Source organism: Azospirillum sp. UENF 312511, from assembly GCF_058780635.1.
This window is the reverse complement of the sequence record NZ_JBSNCG010000001.1, coordinates 551,328-567,734: the sequence shown is the minus strand read 5'-3', so window position 1 is coordinate 567,734 and position 16,407 is coordinate 551,328. Positions and strand designations below refer to the sequence as shown.

General features: G+C 69.9%; 18 protein-coding genes. 8 read left to right on the top strand and 10 right to left on the bottom strand.

Annotated elements, in window-relative coordinates; all coding sequences use genetic code 11:
* Window positions 1-72: 72 nt before the first annotated feature.
* A complete protein-coding gene (locus tag ACWPN7_RS02520; RefSeq protein ID WP_492273104.1) occupies window positions 73-2,772 on the top strand; it encodes an MMPL family transporter in 2,700 nt (899 codons plus the stop codon).
* Here the strand turns inward: ACWPN7_RS02520 and ACWPN7_RS02515 are convergent.
* Together ACWPN7_RS02515 and ACWPN7_RS02510 are read right to left on the bottom strand one after the other, a co-directional pair.
* The gene (locus ACWPN7_RS02515) at window positions 2,672-3,586 is read right to left on the bottom strand and encodes an SMP-30/gluconolactonase/LRE family protein (RefSeq protein ID WP_451994456.1); all 915 of its coding nucleotides are present in this window, start codon (window positions 3,584-3,586) and stop codon (window positions 2,672-2,674) included. The two genes, ACWPN7_RS02520 and ACWPN7_RS02515, sit on opposite strands and share 101 nt — an antisense overlap.
* 215 nt (window positions 3,587-3,801) lie before the next feature.
* Window positions 3,802-4,896, bottom strand: coding sequence for a sulfotransferase family protein (locus ACWPN7_RS02510; RefSeq protein ID WP_492273103.1), 1,095 nt, complete (start codon window positions 4,894-4,896; stop codon window positions 3,802-3,804).
* Between the two features lie 206 nt (window positions 4,897-5,102).
* Here ACWPN7_RS02510 and ACWPN7_RS02505 point away from each other — a divergent pair, with 206 nt between their 5' ends.
* Together ACWPN7_RS02505 and ACWPN7_RS02500 are read left to right on the top strand one after the other, a co-directional pair.
* A complete protein-coding gene (locus ACWPN7_RS02505; RefSeq protein ID WP_040134492.1) occupies window positions 5,103-5,723 on the top strand; it encodes an ABC transporter substrate-binding protein in 621 nt (206 codons plus the stop codon).
* An 18-nt stretch (window positions 5,724-5,741) separates the two neighbouring features.
* Window positions 5,742-6,707: an NAD-dependent epimerase/dehydratase family protein gene (locus tag ACWPN7_RS02500; RefSeq protein ID WP_459197833.1), complete on the top strand. Its 966-nt coding sequence runs from the start codon at window positions 5,742-5,744 to the stop codon at window positions 6,705-6,707.
* A 103-nt stretch (window positions 6,708-6,810) separates the two neighbouring features.
* Here ACWPN7_RS02500 and cueR read toward each other — a convergent pair whose 3' ends face one another.
* From cueR to ACWPN7_RS02485, 3 genes are all read right to left on the bottom strand, one after another.
* Window positions 6,811-7,245, bottom strand: a complete 435-nt coding sequence (cueR, locus tag ACWPN7_RS02495; protein WP_459197832.1) for a Cu(I)-responsive transcriptional regulator — start codon at window positions 7,243-7,245, stop codon at window positions 6,811-6,813.
* Window positions 7,242-9,641: a heavy metal translocating P-type ATPase gene (locus tag ACWPN7_RS02490; RefSeq protein ID WP_459197831.1), complete on the bottom strand. Its 2,400-nt coding sequence runs from the start codon at window positions 9,639-9,641 to the stop codon at window positions 7,242-7,244. The genes cueR and ACWPN7_RS02490 overlap by 4 nt, the downstream gene beginning before the upstream one ends.
* 79 nt (window positions 9,642-9,720) lie before the next feature.
* Window positions 9,721-9,927, bottom strand: coding sequence for a heavy-metal-associated domain-containing protein (locus tag ACWPN7_RS02485; protein ID WP_349621213.1), 207 nt, complete (start codon window positions 9,925-9,927; stop codon window positions 9,721-9,723).
* A gap of 150 nt (window positions 9,928-10,077) precedes the next feature.
* Here ACWPN7_RS02485 and ACWPN7_RS02480 point away from each other — a divergent pair, with 150 nt between their 5' ends.
* Genes ACWPN7_RS02480 through ACWPN7_RS02470 form a run of 3 tightly spaced genes read left to right on the top strand, consistent with a single transcriptional unit; the run spans window position 10,078 to window position 11,976 of the window.
* Window positions 10,078-10,917, top strand: coding sequence for a TIGR02587 family membrane protein (locus ACWPN7_RS02480; protein ID WP_103041302.1), 840 nt, complete (start codon window positions 10,078-10,080; stop codon window positions 10,915-10,917).
* Between the two features lie 14 nt (window positions 10,918-10,931).
* Entirely contained in the window at window positions 10,932-11,357 is a 426-nt protein-coding gene (locus ACWPN7_RS02475) for a hypothetical protein (protein WP_103041303.1), read from the top strand.
* Between the two features lie 58 nt (window positions 11,358-11,415).
* Window positions 11,416-11,976: a hypothetical protein gene (locus tag ACWPN7_RS02470; protein WP_137117068.1), complete on the top strand. Its 561-nt coding sequence runs from the start codon at window positions 11,416-11,418 to the stop codon at window positions 11,974-11,976.
* 162 nt (window positions 11,977-12,138) lie between these two features.
* Here ACWPN7_RS02470 and ACWPN7_RS02465 read toward each other — a convergent pair whose 3' ends face one another.
* Window positions 12,139-12,837 (bottom strand): pirin family protein, encoded by a 699-nt coding sequence (locus ACWPN7_RS02465; protein ID WP_040134497.1) that lies wholly within the window; start codon window positions 12,835-12,837, stop codon window positions 12,139-12,141.
* A 169-nt stretch (window positions 12,838-13,006) separates the two neighbouring features.
* Here ACWPN7_RS02465 and ACWPN7_RS02460 point away from each other — a divergent pair, with 169 nt between their 5' ends.
* Together ACWPN7_RS02460 and ACWPN7_RS02455 are read left to right on the top strand one after the other, a co-directional pair.
* Window positions 13,007-13,639 (top strand): trimeric intracellular cation channel family protein, encoded by a 633-nt coding sequence (locus ACWPN7_RS02460; protein ID WP_035678407.1) that lies wholly within the window; start codon window positions 13,007-13,009, stop codon window positions 13,637-13,639.
* A 43-nt stretch (window positions 13,640-13,682) separates the two neighbouring features.
* Window positions 13,683-13,961 carry a GNAT family N-acetyltransferase gene (locus ACWPN7_RS02455; protein WP_035678432.1) on the top strand — a complete coding sequence of 93 codons (279 nt, stop codon included), beginning with the start codon at window positions 13,683-13,685 and terminating at the stop codon, window positions 13,959-13,961.
* Window positions 13,962-13,964: 3 nt separating this feature from the next.
* On the opposite strand, the gene ACWPN7_RS02450 is transcribed toward ACWPN7_RS02455, so the two are convergent.
* From ACWPN7_RS02450 to ACWPN7_RS02435, 4 genes are all read right to left on the bottom strand, one after another.
* Complete coding sequence (locus tag ACWPN7_RS02450; RefSeq protein WP_103041305.1) at window positions 13,965-14,393, bottom strand: carboxymuconolactone decarboxylase family protein; 429 nt, start codon at window positions 14,391-14,393, stop codon at window positions 13,965-13,967.
* Window positions 14,344-14,757 (bottom strand): MerR family transcriptional regulator, encoded by a 414-nt coding sequence (locus tag ACWPN7_RS02445; protein WP_149650224.1) that lies wholly within the window; start codon window positions 14,755-14,757, stop codon window positions 14,344-14,346. Before ACWPN7_RS02445 ends, ACWPN7_RS02450 begins: the two co-directional genes overlap by 50 nt.
* A gap of 92 nt (window positions 14,758-14,849) precedes the next feature.
* Window positions 14,850-15,554, bottom strand: a complete 705-nt coding sequence (locus ACWPN7_RS02440; RefSeq protein ID WP_103041307.1) for an ABC transporter ATP-binding protein — start codon at window positions 15,552-15,554, stop codon at window positions 14,850-14,852.
* 92 nt (window positions 15,555-15,646) lie between these two features.
* On the bottom strand, window positions 15,647-16,390 hold the full coding sequence (locus ACWPN7_RS02435) for a sulfite exporter TauE/SafE family protein (RefSeq protein ID WP_040134501.1): 744 nt from the start codon (window positions 16,388-16,390) through the stop codon (window positions 15,647-15,649).
* Window positions 16,391-16,407: the final 17 nt, after the last annotated feature.

The following is a 16,407-nucleotide window of genomic DNA, read 5'->3' as shown; positions in this document are numbered from 1 at the left end:
ATACAGTAGCGTACGTTGGGTGCCACAGGTTGTCCTGTCAGACTGCGCACGCTGCCAAAGGAGACGTACAGCGTGACGGAGAAGCAAGGGGTCCTTGACCGCATGGCGGACTTTGGCCGCGCCATGATCGGGGGTCTCGGCACCCTGTCCTGCCAGTGGCCTGGGGTGACGCTCGCCCTCGGCGTGCTGCTGTCCGTGCTGGCCGGCTGGTACTCCGCCGAAAATCTGACCATGAGCACCAGCACGGCGGACATGATCTCGTCGCAGGCGGCCTACCGCCAACACACGGAGGAATACCGGCAGGCTTTTTCCTTCTCCGACGATCAGATAGTCGTGGTGGTGGACAGCCCTTCCCCCGACCAGTCGGATGCCGCCGCCGTACGTCTGGCGGAGCTTATGTCCGCCCGCACCGACGTGCTGTCGGCGGTGGAGGTACCCTCCACCGACCCGTACTTCCGCCAGTACGGCTTGCTGTTTCTCGACACGGAAAAATTGCAAGATCTGGCGACCCGGCTGGCCAACGCGCAGGCGGCGCTGGGCGCGCTGAACGCCGCCCCGAACCTCCAGGGCTTGGCCGACCTGCTGGACCTGATCCTGACCCACGTGGACGAGGGAGCGCCGGCCTCCCCCGCTGACCTGCTGAACCGGCTGGCGGTCAGCACGGCGACGGTGATCGACGGACAGCCGGCGCCGCTGTCCTGGACGGGGCTGGTGCAGGCCGCGGAGGAGGAAGACCGGGCGGCCAACCGCCGCTTCGTCCTGGCCCGGCCCGTTCTGGACAACAGCTCCTTCGGGCGGGGACGCCCCCCGGTGAACGCGACGCGCGAGGCCATCGCCGCCGTCCAGGCGGAGCCGGTCGGACAAGGGGTCGAGATGCGGGTCACCGGCACGGTCCCCCTGCGCCAAACGGAGCTGGACACGGTCGCCAACAGCGCCGGCCTCGCCACCATCCTGTCCTTCATCCTGGTGTCAGCAGTGCTGATCGCCGGAATGCGGTCGGGGCGGCTGATCGCCTGCATCATGGTGGTTCTGCTGCTGGGCCTGACGCTGAGCGCCGGGGCGGCAGCGTTGACCGTGGGGCGGCTGAACCTGATCTCCGTCACCTGCGCGGTGATGTTCTTCGGGCTTGGCGACGATTACGGCGGACATCTCGGCCTGCGCTATCAGGAGGAGTTGCGCCGTGGCCTGCCTCCGCGGGCCGCTGCCATCGAGGCGGTGCGGGCGGTCGGGCCGGCGCTGGTGCTCAGCACCCTGTGCGCCATCATCGGCTTCCTGTCCTTCGTGCCGACCGCCTATCTGGGACTGGCGGAGTTCGGCATCATCTCCGCGCTCGGCATGGCGGTGGCCCTGTTCATCAGCCTGACCCTCCTGCCCGCCTTGATCGTACTGCTGCGCCCCGGCCCCGGGGTGCCCCAGCCGGAGCGCGAGGACCGGGGGTTCGCCGGCTGGGTCACCCGCCGCCATCGCGCCATCCTGGCCCTGGCCGGTGCCAGCGCAGTCCTGTCCGTCGCGGCTCTGCCGCTGGTGCGGCTCGACGTCAACCCGCTGAACCTTCAGGACGAGCGGACGGAGGCCGTCGCCACCTACCGCGATCTGGCGGCCGTCCCGCGCACATCCCCCTATTCCGTCAATGTCCTGACCCCGAATCTCGAAGCGGCCCAGGCGCTGGCCGACCGGGTGCGCGCGCTGCCGGAATCCGGGGGTGTGCGCACCTTCGCCAGCTTCATCCCCAAGGATCAGGAGGCCAAGCTGCCCATCCTGGCGGACATGTCGCTGCTCCTCGGCCCCAGCCTGACCGCACCCGCTGCGTCGGCGGCACTGGATCAGGACGGGCTTGAGCGGGCCTTCGACATGCTGAAGACAGTGCTGGGAAGCTATCTGTCGGAAAAGCCGACTGGCCCGAACGACCTCCGCGCCGCTGTGCAGCGCTTTGCCGACGCACTGGCTCGCGTCCAACCGGCACAGCTCGCCACGCTCGACCGCGCGCTGACGGGAGGCGTTCCGCCGCTGCTCGACCGGCTGCGGGAGGGCATGGCAGTCGAACAGCCGGTCACCGCGGCCGACGTGCCGGACAGCCTGAAGGCGCGTTGGATCGCCGCTGACGGACGCGCCCGTGTCGAGGTCCTGCCCACCCATGACATTTCCGACAGCCGCGACATGGCCGAGTTCGCCGATGCGGTACTGGCCGTAGCCCCCAACGCCACGGGCGCCCCGGTGACGGTGACGGAGGGTGCGCGGGTCGTCAGTTCCGCCTTCCTGGAGGCGACGGCGCTGACGCTGGTGCTGATGGTGCTTCTGCTGGTCGCCGTGCAGCGCTCGGTGACCGGGATGGTGCTGATCCTGGCGCCGCTGGTCCTGGCCGCCCTGTGGACCATGGCGACCGCCGGGTTGCTGGACATTCCCTTCAACTTCGCCAACGTGATCGTCATCCCGCTGCTGTTCGCGCTCGGCGTGTCGAGCAGCATCCACATGGTTTCGCGCGGTCAGGATCTGGTGCGGGAAGGGGCGTCGGACAGCGCCTTCGGCATCGAGCTTCTGGTGACCAGCACGCCGCGCGCCGTCCTGGTCAGCACGCTGACCACCAGCACCGCCTTCGCGACGTTGGCGCTGTCCAACCACCGCGGGCTGTCCAGCATGGGGGTGCTGCTGGCGGTGTCGATCACCTACACGGTCATCTCGTCGCTGGTGGTTCTGCCGGCGCTGATGATCCTGTGGCACCGCTGGCGGCTTCGTCGCAGACCAGCAGCCCCGGTGCGGTCACCGACCCGATGACCAGCCGCCCGTTCCACGAGAGGGCGACCGTGGCGGCCGAAAAGCGTTGTCCATCTTCGTCCAGCAGGATCTCCACCCCGGCGGGGCCGAGCGCCGCGACGCGGGTTGGCGCCGCCGCCCCGCCCGGCCAGCCGTAACGGTGCAGCGCCAATCGGACCGGCGACGGGTGCAGCGCCGCCAGCAGGCGGCCGTCCAGGGCCATCGTCAGGTTGTCCGGCCCGCCCGGCATGGCGACGCGCCGCGGCGGGGCCTGCGGATCGGACAAGCGGTAGACGAGCAAAGCCTCCTCCCGCGTGGCGGCGACGGTCAGCCGGTCGTGGCTCGGGTCGGGGAACAGGCCGTTGGCGAAGCCGATCCCGCCGATCAGGACGCGGGCCGTTCCGTTGTCCACCACACCGACGAAGCCGTGGCGCCCGCCGAGGACGTTGTCCTGCATCACGGCGCCCCAGCCGCAGCCGCCGTGGCTGCTGGTGAAGAGAAAACGGTCCCCGTCGAGGAAGGCCACGTCGTTGGCCCGGCAGAGCAAGGGGCTGACGGTGGTGCCCTGGTGGGTCAGGGTGGCGCCGTCCAGGCGGTAGCGCTCGACCGTCGCCAACCCGTCCTCCTGGCGGCTGATGGCGAGCAGGGAGAGCGCGCCGTCCGGTTCCGCGCGCAGGTCGATGCCCGCCGGGCGCAGGCCGGTGGCGAGGGGAGTGACAACGACGGCCGGAGCGTCGAGGGATCGCAGGTTCAGCAGATAGAGCCCGCCCGTGGTTCCGGCCCGGCGGTCGTAAGCGGACAGCACCGCCTGACCGCGCGCGGCGTCGAGCGCCATGTCCTCGATGCCAATGACGGGGACGCCGTTGGCGGTGACGGAGACCGTGCGGCAGGTAGCGTAGGCGGGGTGGGTGAGGAAAGTGAGAAGGAGGAGTGCGATTGCCCCCTCCCTAACCCTCCCCCGCCTTTGGCGAGGGAGGGAATTTTGAGCGGAGCGGCGGCAGTCCCCTCTCCCGCGAAAGCGGGGGAGGGTTAGGGAGGGGGCAAAAGCCCTCACGCCACACCGGCCCCCCAGCGCGCGACGAAGGGCGCCCATTCGCGGTCCACCCGCTCGCGCCCTTCGTCGGACAGGCGGTGGCGGTTCTTCGCGTAATCGCTCACCGCCCCCAGATACGTCTCGAATTTCGGACGCGCCGCCGCGTAACCCGGCAACTCCAGCGTTTGGTACAGCCGCTCCACTTCCTCCAGCGGCGCCCGCTCGAAGCGTTCGAACGGCACCTCGGCGAAGCGGTTCGCCGGCAGGTCGGCCGTGTCGTCGATCAGTGCCTGCATGATGCGTGGATAGTGGTCCAGCACCACCCGCTCCACGTCGATGTGCCCGTGCGGCTGGAGCGCCAGCCGCGCCAGCAGCGTCCGGTAGAAGCCCACCGTGGACACGAACACCGCCCGCGGGTCGCGGTGGATGTGGATGAAGCGCGCGTCGGGCCAGATCTCCCGCATCATGGCGACCCGCGCGCTGTAGACCGGGTTCTTCAGCAGGATGCAGCGCCCGCCCTGGGCGATCGACACCTTCTCCAGGAAATAGAGGAAGCGGCGTTTCCAGGCGTCCCGCTCCGCCGCCGTGCAGCCATCGAAATAGAGGCCGCGGCGCAGGTTCTCGTCGAACCGTTCCGGAAAATAGAGGCCATGGTAGAAGGAGACCGGCGACATGTTCGCCAGCGCGATCTCGTCCTCCTGCGGGCTGTCGGCCTTGACCGGCACGTTGTCGATGTAGCGCCGCTCCGGCAGGGCGCGGGCCAGCAGCGGCCGCAGGACCGAGCCCAGCCCCAGCATGTCCCAGGGCAGACCGACCGCGAAGGGGTCGATGATGCCGAATTGCGGGTCGCGGCTCAGCACGTTGTAGAGATGGGTGGTGCCGCTGCGCCAATGGCCGAGGATGAAGACCGGCGGCGGCAAACCGGCAGACGTCCGGCGCCGCGCCGCCACCCACCCGGCCTCGGCCAGCGAGAAGGGCGCGCGCCCGACGGCCGAGCCCAGCGCCGCCAGCGCCGTCGTCCAGCCGCGCCCCTTCGGCCCGCCGTTGCGCGCCAGCACGGTCAGCAGCGTGACGGCGTCGCAGCCATACAGCGGATGGTCCGGGATCGGCATCCATCCGCTTTCCCTCTTCGCCGATCCACCCATCCGGACACCTCCCTTCGACAGCGCCGCGCAGGAGGATAGACCGGCCCGGACGCTGTTACATCCCATACGGACGGTTGAATCCATCTGCCCCGAACGGGCAGATTCCCATCGACTCTTGCCGGAACAGGACGGGGCGCACCGCGATGACTGGGTCTTTCTCACGCCGAACATGGATGCGCGCCGCGCTCGCGCTGGCCGTCCTGGCGGCTGGCCTGCTGCCGGTCCCCGCTGTGGCCCAGCAAGCCGGCACCACGCCGGGCGCCCGCGCCACGGTGGCGCGGCTGAACGAAGCCATCCTGTCCCTGATGCGGGAGGCCGCGGGACGGGAGCCGGCGCGGGCGCGGCTTCAGCGCTTCCTGCCGGTGATGCTCGACACCTTCGACCTGGAAGCGGCGCTCCGCGTCGCCGCCGCTCCCTATTTCGACCAGTCGGCGGAGCCGGAGAAGCGGCAGGCGCTCGACGCCTTCGCCCGGCGCAGCGCCGCCCAGTATGTCGACCGGTTCGACAGCTACGACGGCCAGCGGCTCGAGATCGTCGGCGAGCGGCCGGCTCCGCGCGGGATGCTGCTGGTCGACACCGATCTGGTGCGCGCGGGCAAGACGCCGGTGCGCTTGAGCTATCTGCTGCGTCCCGAGGGCGACCGCTGGCGCATCCTCGACGTGCTGGCGAAGGGCACGGTCAGCCAGCTCGCCACCCAGCGCTCGGAGTTCCAGAACACGCTGCGCGGGGGCGGGCTGGCCGCCCTGACGCGCGACCTGAACAGCAACGCCGACCGCATCCTCGGCGGGGCCTAGAGGCGGAGGCGGAGGCGCATGGGCATCACCCTCGTCACCGGGGGCTGCGGCTTCATCGGCGGGCATCTGGTGGCGGCGCTGGCGGCGCGGGGCGAGCGGGTGCGCATCCTCGATCTTCAGGACCCGCCGGACGGCCTGCCGCCGGGCGTGGAGGTCCAGCGCGGCTCCATCCTCGACGCGGCGGCGGTGGCCCGCGCGTTGGAGGGGGTGGAGCGGGTCCATCACCTTGCCGCCGTCGCCACGCTGTGGGACCGCGACCCGACCGTCTTCGACCGGGTGAACCGGCAAGGCACGCGGGTGGTTCTGGACGCGGCCGCGCGGACGCCGGGGTTGCAGCGCTTCATCCATTGCTCGACGGAGGCCGTGATGATCGGCCACCCGCCGCCCCGCCGGCTGGACGAGCGCGCCGATCCGGGACTGGAGGCGCTGGCCGGTCCCTACTGCCGGTCCAAGTATCTCGCGGAGAAGGACGCGCTGGCCGCCGCGGCGCAGGGGCTGCCGGTGGTGGTGGTCAACCCCACGGCGCCCATCGGCCCCGGCGACCGGCTGCCCACCCCGCCGAACGCCATGCTGCGCCTGTTCCGGCGCGGCGGGCCGCGGCTGATCCTCGATTGCGTGCTGAACCTCGTGGACGTGCGCGATGTCGCGCAGGGGATGATCCTGGCGGCGGAACGCGGGCGGGTCGGCGAGCGCTACATCCTGGGGGGAATGGATATCGGGTTGGGCGATCTGGCGGAGCGGATCGACCGGCTGTGCGGCCGGGTGCCGCTCCACCGCCATTCCGTGCCGCCCGCCCTGGTGCTGGCGGCCGCGCGGGTGGAGGAATGGCTGTCCGACCATGTGACCCGCCGTCCGCCCAGGGCGTCGGTGACAGGCGTCCGGCTGGCGCTGGGCGGCGGCGGCTTCGACAGCGGCAAGGCGGTGCGGGAGTTGGGCTACACGGTCAGGCCGCTGGAGGCGAGTTTGCGGGCGGCGCTGGGGTAGGTGTTTGCCCCCACCCTTCCCACGGCTTCGCTGCGGGCCCCTTCCCTCCCCCGCGATCGCAGGAGAGGGAGTTCATCCCCTCCCCTGCGTCAGCGGGGGAGGGTCAGGGTGGGGGCTCGTGGCAACAACTCACCCCACCCTCCTCCAGATCCCGCAGGATCGGGCAATCCGGCCGCTCGTCACCGTGGCAGGCGTGAGCCAGATGCGTCAGCGTGTCGCTCATCGCGCGCAACTCGGCGATCTTGGCCTCCAGCTCCGCCACATGGTCGAGCGCCACGCGCTTCACCTCGGCGCTGGAGCGGCTGCGGTCCTGCCACAGCCCGACCAGGATCTGGATGCGCTCGATGCTGAAGCCCAGCGTCCGCGCCCGCTTGACGAAGCGCAGGACATTCACGTCGCTGGACGAATAGACGCGGTAGCCTGCCGCCGTCCGCCCGGCCTCCGGGATCAGGCCGATGGACTCGTAGTAGCGGATCAGCTTGGCGTTGACGCCGGACGCCTTCGCCGCGTCGCCGATGGTCATGCCGCCCATGCTCATGGCTTCCACCCCCGCAGCGACAGGGCGTTCAGGACGACGCTGACCGAACTCAGCGCCATCGCCGCCCCGGCCAGCACCGGGCTGAGCAGGCCGGACGCCGCCAGCGGAATGCCCACCAGATTGTAGATGAAGGCCCAGAACAGCCCCTGGCGGATCTTGGAGTAGGTGCGGCGCGACACGTCGATGGCGCCGGCGACCAACGCCGGGTCGCCGCGCATCAGCGTGACCCCGGCGGTGTGCATCGCCACGTCGGTGCCGGTCGCCATGGCGATGCCGACATCGGCGGCGGCCAGCGCCGGGGCGTCGTTGATGCCGTCGCCGACCATGCCGACGACCTTGCCCTCCGCCTTCAGCGTCGCCACCACCTCGGCCTTGCCGTCCGGCAGCACCTCCGCGAAGACACGGTCGATGCCCAGGTCGGCGGCCACCGCGCGGGCGGCCCCGGCACCATCCCCGGTGACCATCACCGTCTCCACCCCCTGCGCCTTCAGGGAACGGACGGCGGCGCGGGCGCTCTCCTTCACCGTGTCGCCGAAGGCGACGAGGCCCAGAACGCGCCGCTCCGGCGCCGTTTCGGCGAGCCAGGACAGGGTGCGCCCGGCGGACTCCAGCGCCGCCGCCCGCGCCTCCAGCGCCGCATCGGACAAGCCGTTCTCCGCGATCAGCCGCTTGCTGCCCAGCAGCAGCGCACGGCCCTCCACGCTGGCCGACACGCCGCGCCCGGCCAGAGCCTTGAAGCCCTCCGGTGTGACGGCAGCCACGCCGCGCTCCGCCGCACGGTCGCGGACGGCGCGGGCGAGCGGGTGTTCGCTGCCGGTCTGGAGCGCCGCGGCCAGCCGTAGCAGCTCCCCGTCGTCGACGCCGTCCGCCGGCACCAGATCGGTGACGCGGGGCTTGCCCTCGGTCAGCGTGCCGGTCTTGTCGAAGGCCACGGCGGTGATGGCGTGGGCGCGCTCCAGCGCCTCCGCGTCCTTGATGAGGATGCCGTGACGCGCCGCCGCGCCGGTGCCGACCATGATGGCGGTCGGCGTGGCGAGGCCCAGCGCGCAGGGGCAGGCGATGACCAGCACCGACACCGCCGTGATGATCGCCGTCTCCGCGTTCCCCGTGCCGATCCACCAGCCGGCGAGCGTCACCGCGGCGATGCCCAGCACCACCGGCACGAAGACCGCCGCCACCTTGTCGACCAGCCGCTGGATCGGCGCCTTGGACGCCTGGGCGCCCTCGACCATGCGGACGATCTTGGCAAGCATCGTCTCGGCGCCCACCGCCACCGTCTCGACCAGCAGCAGCCCGTCCACGTTGATGGAGCCGCCGGTGACACGGGAGCCCGGCGCCTTCTCCACCGGCAGGCTTTCGCCGGTCAGCATGGATTCGTCGACACTGCCCGCCCCCTCCGCCACGCGCCCGTCCACGGGGATGCGCTCGCCGGGGCGGACCGCCACATGGTCGCCCACGCGCACCTGGGCGATGGGCAGGTCCACCTCCACGCCGTCGCGGCGGACGCGGGCGGTGTCGGGGCGAAGCTGCATCAGCGCGCGGATCGCCGCCGCCGTCCGGCCCTTGGCGCGGGCCTCCAGCCACTTGCCGAGCAGCACGAAGGTGATGAGCACCGCCGACGCCTCGAAATAGAGGTGTGGCGTGTGGCCCGGATGCGCCGTCAGCATCATGTAGACGCTGAGCCCCCAGGCCGCCGAGGTGCCGAGCGCCACCAGCAGATCCATGTTGCCGGACCCGGCGCGCGCCGCCATGAAACCGGCCCGGTAGAAGCGCCAGCCCAGCCAGAACTGCACCGGCGTCGCCAGCAGGAACTGCGCCCAGGGCGGCAGCATCAGGTTCAGCCCCAGCAGGTCCCCGGCCATGCCGACAACCAGCGGCGCCGACAGCGCGGCGGCGATCAGCACATGATGAAGGTCCCGCCGGTTGCGGTTCTGCGCCGGGTCCTCCGCCGTCACCGCGGATTCGGTGTCGGCGACGGGGGCGGCGGTGAAGCCGGTCATCTCCACCGCTTCGGCCAGCCGGGCGGCGTCCACCGTTCCGGCGTAGGCGGTGACGTGCGCCCGCTCCGTCGCGAGGTTCACGGCGGCGGACTCCACCCCCGGCACGCGGAGCAGCGCCTTTTCGACCCGCGCGACGCAGGAGGCGCAGGTCATGCCGCCGACCGTCAGGTCGAAGTCCTGCCTCTGCGGTTCGAAGCCGACGTTTTCGATGGCCTCCGCCACCGCCCGCGGATCGGGATCGCCCGCGAAGGCGACCCGCGCCCGCTCGGTGGCGAGGTTGACCGACACGCCGGTGACGCCCGGCAGGCGCGACAGCGCCTTTTCCACCCGCCCCACGCAGGAGGCGCAGGTCATGCCGGATATGCCGATGTCGAGGTCGGTGGTGGTGGCGGACATGATCGTCCTTTCTTCGTCGTCAGCCGGCTTCCCCAGATAAGGCTTCCAATGATTGGAAGGTCAAGGGCGCCGAAAACCGTTACGCGACCGGCAACCCTTCGGCCTCGAAGCCGGCCTTGCCCAGGGCCGTCCGCAGCGCGTCGGCGCTGGGCGTCCCGTCGACGCGGACGTCCTTCGACTCCAGGTCGATCTGCACATCCTCGACCCCGGCGACGGCGCCGAGCGCGCGGCGGACGGAGGCGGCGCAGCCGCCGCAGGTCATACCGGGAACCTTGAACGCAATCATGACGAACTCCTTCCCACAAGGTGGTGTTGCCGTCAGCTTCCGCCTTCCAACGATTGGAAGGTCAAGAGGAAATTCGCCATCCCGATCATGGGTCCGATCACTGCCGTGGTACCGCCGGAACCAACCGCTCCGCTCGCGCATTCATGGGCCATGGACATCACCCGCCAGCGCAGCTTTCTCCATGACGAAGCTCAATTCGCCCGCGCTTTGGCCCGCGCATCGGCGGGGGCGATCATTTTCGCCCTGCCGCTGCTGATGACCATGGAGATGTGGGAGCTGGGCTTCTACATGGACCGCTTCCGGCTGGCCCTGTTCATCCTGGTGACCCTGCCGGTGCTGTTCGGCCTGTCCTACTTCGCCGGCTTCGAAGAGACCTTCTGCTGGCAGGACGACCTGATCGACGCGCTGTCGGCCTTCGCCGTCGGCTTCCTGATGTCGGCGGCGTTGCTGACCGTCTTCGCCATCGTGCGTCTGGACCAGCCGTTGCCGGAGATCATCGGCAAGATCGCGCTCCAGTCCGTGCCGGCCAGCATCGGCGCCATGCTGGCGCGCAAGCAGCTCGGCCAGCAGGACGACGCCGACAGGGAGCGGCGCATCCGCTCCAGCTATCCGGGGGAACTGTTCCTGATGGGGGCGGGGGCGCTGTTCGTCGGCTTCAACGTCGCCCCGACCGAGGAGATGATCCTGATCTCCTACAAGATGTCGCCCTGGCATGCGGTGGCGCTGGCGGTGCTGTCGCTGGGGCTGCTGCACATCTTCGTCTACACGGTCGGCTTCGCCGGTCAGGAGAGCGCCGGGAACGACGGCTTCCTCTCCGTCTTCCTGCGCTTCTCGGTCGCCGGCTACGGCATCGCCCTGCTGATCAGCCTCTATCTTCTGTGGACCTTCGAGCGGATCGCCGGCCTGTCGATGATGGAGCTGGTGACCGCCACGGTGGTGCTGGGCTTCCCCAGCGCGCTGGGTGCCGCCACCGCCCGCCTGATCGTGTGACGGGAGGGACGCCGATGGCCGACATCCGGGAAAACGACATCACGTCGAGGGACGAGGACGGCAGCGCGTCGGTGTCGCGGTTGGCCTGGATCTCGTCGGGGCTGGGGCTCTTGCTGTTCCTGGGCTCGGTGGGGGTGCTGGGTTACGAGGGCATCACCCGCGGCAGCGGCCCACCGGCGATCACCGCCGTTATCGAGGAGGTGGTTCCCGCCGGGCCACGCTGGCTCGCCCACATCCGGCTCACCAACGACGGTGGCAAGACCGGCGCGAAGGTCCAGGTGGAGGGACAGCTCATGGCGGGCGACGAGGCTTTGGAAAGCTCCATGGTCGAGTTCGACTATGTGCCCGCCGGCTCCGAACAGAAGGGCGGCCTGTTCTTCGACCGCGACCCGCGGGCGCACGCGCTGCGCCTGCGCGTGCTGGGCTACGTGGAGCCCTGAACCAAGCGGCCCCCGGCCTGTTGTCGTGGTACCGGCAACAGAGGACACCGACCCCGCGATGACCCGCCTGACCATCGACGAGGCGCAGCAGCGCATCCGCCTTTTTCTGACCGGCGACATGGTGGAGGCGCTGCGCGCCGTGGATTACGAATCCCCGCCGCTGGCCGACCAGCCGTCCGGCCTGACGCTGGAGGCGGCACGGCGGGCCGCGGTGCGCTTCAGCCACGTCGAAGGGGCGTCCGACTGCCTGTACCGCGTCGACGCCTTCGATGAATCGCTGGTGATGCGGCTGCAACTGAACGTCCGCCGCTTCGTGGCGATCTATCAGGTGCCGGTCGCCGATCCGGTGGCCAGCGCCACCATCTCCCCGCATTTCGAGCGCTGGGCCATCGGCGCCGGCCACGCCGGCTGGACCATCGGCTGGCGCGACGGCGCCGATCCCTGGCAGCCCGACCGGCGCGTGGTGGAAACCTACTGCTACGCCATGCTGCCGGAGGACTTCCTCGACAACCCGCTGGAGCAGCTCTACTGGCGGACGGACCTCGTGCAGATGACCCGCGCCTTCATGCTGGAGGCCCGCCGCATGGGCATCCGTCTGGCGGTCCCGCAGGGGATGTGAAGATTCCCGAGATACCCTCTCCCGCCCCGGGAGAGGGAGGGACCCGCCGCGCGAGCGGCGGGAGGGTGAGGGTACCGCCGAGAATTCGCGCATCAATCCTCGCACGACCCTCACCCGGCCCTCCGGGCCACCCTCTCCCGGGACGGGAGAGGGGTTCATGCCTCACGCCAGATCGAACAGCAGCACCTCGGCGCTGACCACGCCGTCCAGCGTCAGGGATTCCTCCTTGCTGATCGCGGCGCCGTCGCCTTCCTTCAGGATCTCGCCGTTCAGCCGGACCTGACCGCGGGCGACCTGCACCCAGGCGTGGCGGCCCGGACGCAGCTCGTGGGTCACGCTGTCGCCCTCGTCCAGAAGCGTGGCGTAGAGGTCCACGTCCTGGTGGATGACCACGCTGCCGTCGCGCCCGTCCTGGGAGCCGACGAGGCGCAGGCGGCCCTGCTTCTCCTCCCGCTCGAAAGCCTTCTGCTCATAGCCGGGGACCATCCCCTCCTCGTTGGGCAGGATCCAGATCTGCAGGAAGTGCACCGGGTCCTTCTTGGACGCGTTGTACTCGCTGTGCCGGATGCCCGACCCGGCGCTCATCCGCTGCACGTCGCCGGGGCGGATGACCGAGCTGGTGCCCAGCGTGTCCTTGTGCTCCAGCGCGCCGTCGAGAACATAGGACACGATCTCCATGTCGGCGTGCCCGTGGGTGGGGAAGCCAGCGCCGGGGATCACGCGGTCGTCGTTGATGACGCGCAGCGCGCGGAAGCCCATATGGGCCGGGTCGTAGTAGTGGCCGAACGAGAAGCTGTGCTTGCTGTTCAGCCAGCCCATGTTGACGGCGCCCCGTTCGTCGCGGTTGCGGATCGTGATCATCTCTGCTCCTCCTCGTCCTGTGCGAGGCCCTGTGGCCCCTCGTCTGGAGAGGAATGTGCTCCCGTTTCCGCAAAACAACAATTGCCGGAGTTGTGGCTTATCTGTTTCATGAGACGCAACAAATGGCTATGATGGCGGCTCCCCTCAACCAGCGTCGCCGACCGCCATCATGCCCGCCATCATACCCGATGTTTCGCCCCTTCTCCTCGCCATGGACCTGACCGGGATCTTCATCTTCGGGCTGACGGGAGGGACGCTGGCCGTGCGGCACCGTCTGGACATCTTCGGCGTGATGGTGCTGGCGCTGGTCACGGCGCTGGCCGGCGGCGTGCTGCGCGATCTGCTGATCGGGGCGATCCCGCCAGCCACCATGCAGGACGAGCGGTACCTGATCACGGCGCTGGCCTCGGGCCTGTTCGCCTTCTTCTTCCACCCCTTCATCAACCGTCTGGTCAAGCCGGTGATGGTGCTGGACGCGGCCGGCCTTGGCATCTTCGCGGTGGCCGGCTGCGGCAAGGCGCTGGCCTATGGGCTGGGCCCGCTGCCCGCGGTCCTGCTCGGCGTGCTGACCGCCTGCGGCGGCGGGCTGGTGCGCGACGTGCTGGTGGCCGAGGTGCCGCGGGTGCTGCGCGAGGAGATCTACGCGGTGGCCGCCCTGCTGGGTGCGGCGATCGTCATCGCCGGGGCCATGCTGGACCTGCCGAAGGCGCCGGTCGCCATCGCCGGGGCAGCGGCGGCCTTCCTGCTGCGGGTGGTCAGCGTGCTGCGCGGCTGGAGCGCGCCGCGCGCGCCCGGTTCATGACATTTGCGGTGAACAACCAAAGGCTTCGGCTGTTGGAATGGGCATGAGCGACACCGTGACCGACAACCCGGCCATGAGCCGGTTCGAACTGGACGTGAACGGCCAGACGGTCTTCGCGACCTACCGCCGCCGCGGCACCATCCTGCACATCCCCTATGTGGAGGCGCCACCGTCTCTGCGCGGCACCGGGGCCGCCGGGCGGCTGCTGGAGGGAGTGATGGCCATCGCCCGCGCCGAGGGGCTGACCATCGTCCCGATCTGCGGCTACGCCGCCAACTGGATGCACCGCCACCGCGAGCATCACGACCTGCTGGCGCGGTAGGTCTCACGACGGTCCCGGCGGCCGATGCCCGTCGGTCGCCGCGAACACCTCCTTGGCAGCGAACAGCCCGTTGAGAGCGGCCGGGAAGCCCGCGTAGACCGCCATCTGCATGAGGATCTCGACGATCTCGTCGCGGGTCAGCCCGACGTTCAAACCGGCCTCAATGTGCACCTTGAGCTGGGGTGTTGCGTTCCCCATGGCGGCGAGCGCCGCGATGGTGGCGATCTCGCGGGAGCGCAGATCGAGCCCGGGCCGCGAATAGATGTCGCCGAAGGGAAATTCGAACACATAGGTCGCGAAGTCCGGCGCGATGTCGGCAAGCGCCGCCACCACCTTGTGGCCGGCCTCGCCATCGATTTCGGCAAGCGCCCGTTGCCCACGCTCAAGCCGGCTTTCTTCGACCCCGGATGCAATTTTGGACAGGTGCGTCATCGTTACTCTTCCTCTGTTCCGTTTCGACGTAACCGTCGATCTTGGTATCGAGGACGAGAAGACAGGCGTTCAGTTCATCGACTTGGGCGCGCACGCGCTCGCGGTGTTGCTCCAGCAACGCCCGCCGCTCCGCTTCGGTCCCGGCGCCCGCCTCACGAAGCGCCGCATAGCGGAGCATGTCGCGGATCGGCATGCCGGTCGTCTTCAGACGGCCGAGAAACTCGATCCAGGTCAGGATCGAGGCGTCGTAATCGCGGTGGCGGGACTGGTTCCGGTCGGCATAGGGCAGCAGCCCGATCCGCTCATAGTAGCGGATGGTGTGGGCCGTCAGTCCCGAGCGTTTCGCGAGGTCTCCGATCTTCATGAGCGTCTGCTTCTCATCACGATGCACAGGACGCTACGGGTTCGAGCGCGCTCTAAGTCAAGAGCGATTCCGCCACCACGACCGCCGAGGCGTCACAGGCCGAGATAGGCTTGTTTCACCGCGGGGTCGGCCAGCAGCTCCTCGCCCGTGCCGGCCAGAACGACGCGCCCGTTCTCCAGCACATAGGCGCGTTGTGCCAACTTCAGCGAAGCAGCGACGTTCTGCTCCACCAGGATGATCGTCATGCCCTCGGCGGCGAGCGCGCGGATGGTGCGGAACAGCTCCTGCACCATGGTCGGGGAGAGGCCGAGCGACGGCTCATCGAACATGATCAGATCGGGCTTGCCCATCAGGCAGCGCCCGATGGCCAGCATCTGCTGCTCACCGCCCGACAGGGTGCCGGCGGCCTGCTCCAGCCGTTCCTGCAGGCGGGGGAAGAGGGTCAGCACGCGCTCGAACGTGTCCTTCGCCCCGGTGCGGGCGCGCGGGATGACGGCGCCCATCTCCAGATTCTCGCGGATGCTGAGCGTCGGGAAGATCTGGCGCCCCTCCGCCACCTGCCCGATGCCGAGGTCGCAGACGACGTGGCTGGGCAGGCCGGCGATGTCCTTGCCGCGGAAGCGGATGGTGCCGCGGGCCGGCTTCAGGATGCCGGAGATGGTGCGGATCAGCGAGGTCTTGCCCGCCCCGTTGGCGCCGACGATGGCGGTCGTCGTGCCCTCCGCCACCGCGATGGACACGCCGTCGAGCGCCTGGGCGTCGCCGTAGAAGAGGTCGAGGTCGGATACGGTCAGCATGCGGGGTCTTGCGTCGTGGCGGCCATCATGGAGAGGGCCGCCACCTTAGCGCAGGCGCCGCCGGAACCGAACGGCTTTTGCTTCAACCCACACTACTTCAGGAAGAACAGGATGCTCATCGCCAAGCCCACCGCAATGATGCCCGCGCGCAGGATGCGCGACGGAATCCTGCGCCCGACCCGCGCCCCGACATAGCCGCCGGCCACGGCCGCGATGGTCATCAGCGCGGCGTAGGACCACTCCACCGCCCCGCCGACCGCGTAGGCGGCGACCGCGATGGCGGTCAGCACGGCGGAGAACAGGTTCTTCAGCGCGTTCATGGCGTTCAGGTTGGTCATCCCGAACAGGCTCAGCTGCGCCAGCAGCAGGATGCCGAGGCCGCCGTTGAAATAGCCGCCATAGACCGACACCGCGAACAGCGTGGCGAGCATCGCCCCTGTCCCGTGCAGCCCCACCGCCCGCAGCCGGGCCGCCAGCATGCCGCCGAAGGCGAACAGCGCCGTGGCGACCAGCAGCAGCCAGGGCACGATGCTGCGGAACACCGAATCCGGGGTCACCAGCAGCAGCGCCGCCCCGATCAGCCCGCCGGTCAGGCTGACCACCGACAGCGTGACCAGCCCGACCCCACCCACCGGCTCCAGGTCGTGGCGGTAGCCGTAGACGCCGCTGGCGTAGCCGGGCAGCAGCGCCACCGTGCCGGTGGCGTTCGCCGCGACGGGCGGGACCCCGGCGTAGATCAGCGCGGGAAGCGTGAGAAAGCTGCCGCCGCCGGCAACGGCGTTCATCGCCCCGGCCAGGAAAGCTGCGGCGAGCAGGAGCAGAGATGTCGTCACCATCGTTCGGGTCGTTTTCG

Coding starts and splice junctions, on each gene's coding strand:
- ACWPN7_RS02515 (WP_451994456.1), bottom strand. CDS start 3,586: ATGGCGCTCGACGCCGCGCGCGGTCAGGCGGTGCTGTCCGCTTACGAC.
- ACWPN7_RS02510 (WP_492273103.1), bottom strand. CDS start 4,896: ATGCCGATCCCGGACCATCCGCTGTATGGCTGCGACGCCGTCACGCTG.
- ACWPN7_RS02505 (WP_040134492.1), top strand. CDS start 5,103: ATGCGCGCCGCGCTCGCGCTGGCCGTCCTGGCGGCTGGCCTGCTGCCG.
- ACWPN7_RS02500 (WP_459197833.1), top strand. CDS start 5,742: ATGGGCATCACCCTCGTCACCGGGGGCTGCGGCTTCATCGGCGGGCAT.
- cueR (WP_459197832.1), bottom strand. CDS start 7,245: ATGAGCATGGGCGGCATGACCATCGGCGACGCGGCGAAGGCGTCCGGC.
- ACWPN7_RS02490 (WP_459197831.1), bottom strand. CDS start 9,641: ATGTCCGCCACCACCACCGACCTCGACATCGGCATATCCGGCATGACC.
- ACWPN7_RS02485 (WP_349621213.1), bottom strand. CDS start 9,927: ATGATTGCGTTCAAGGTTCCCGGTATGACCTGCGGCGGCTGCGCCGCC.
- ACWPN7_RS02480 (WP_103041302.1), top strand. CDS start 10,078: ATGGACATCACCCGCCAGCGCAGCTTTCTCCATGACGAAGCTCAATTC.
- ACWPN7_RS02475 (WP_103041303.1), top strand. CDS start 10,932: ATGGCCGACATCCGGGAAAACGACATCACGTCGAGGGACGAGGACGGC.
- ACWPN7_RS02470 (WP_137117068.1), top strand. CDS start 11,416: ATGACCCGCCTGACCATCGACGAGGCGCAGCAGCGCATCCGCCTTTTT.
- ACWPN7_RS02465 (WP_040134497.1), bottom strand. CDS start 12,837: ATGATCACGATCCGCAACCGCGACGAACGGGGCGCCGTCAACATGGGC.
- ACWPN7_RS02460 (WP_035678407.1), top strand. CDS start 13,007: ATGCCCGCCATCATACCCGATGTTTCGCCCCTTCTCCTCGCCATGGAC.
- ACWPN7_RS02455 (WP_035678432.1), top strand. CDS start 13,683: ATGAGCGACACCGTGACCGACAACCCGGCCATGAGCCGGTTCGAACTG.
- ACWPN7_RS02450 (WP_103041305.1), bottom strand. CDS start 14,393: ATGACGCACCTGTCCAAAATTGCATCCGGGGTCGAAGAAAGCCGGCTT.
- ACWPN7_RS02445 (WP_149650224.1), bottom strand. CDS start 14,757: ATGAAGATCGGAGACCTCGCGAAACGCTCGGGACTGACGGCCCACACC.
- ACWPN7_RS02440 (WP_103041307.1), bottom strand. CDS start 15,554: ATGCTGACCGTATCCGACCTCGACCTCTTCTACGGCGACGCCCAGGCG.
- ACWPN7_RS02435 (WP_040134501.1), bottom strand. CDS start 16,390: ATGGTGACGACATCTCTGCTCCTGCTCGCCGCAGCTTTCCTGGCCGGG.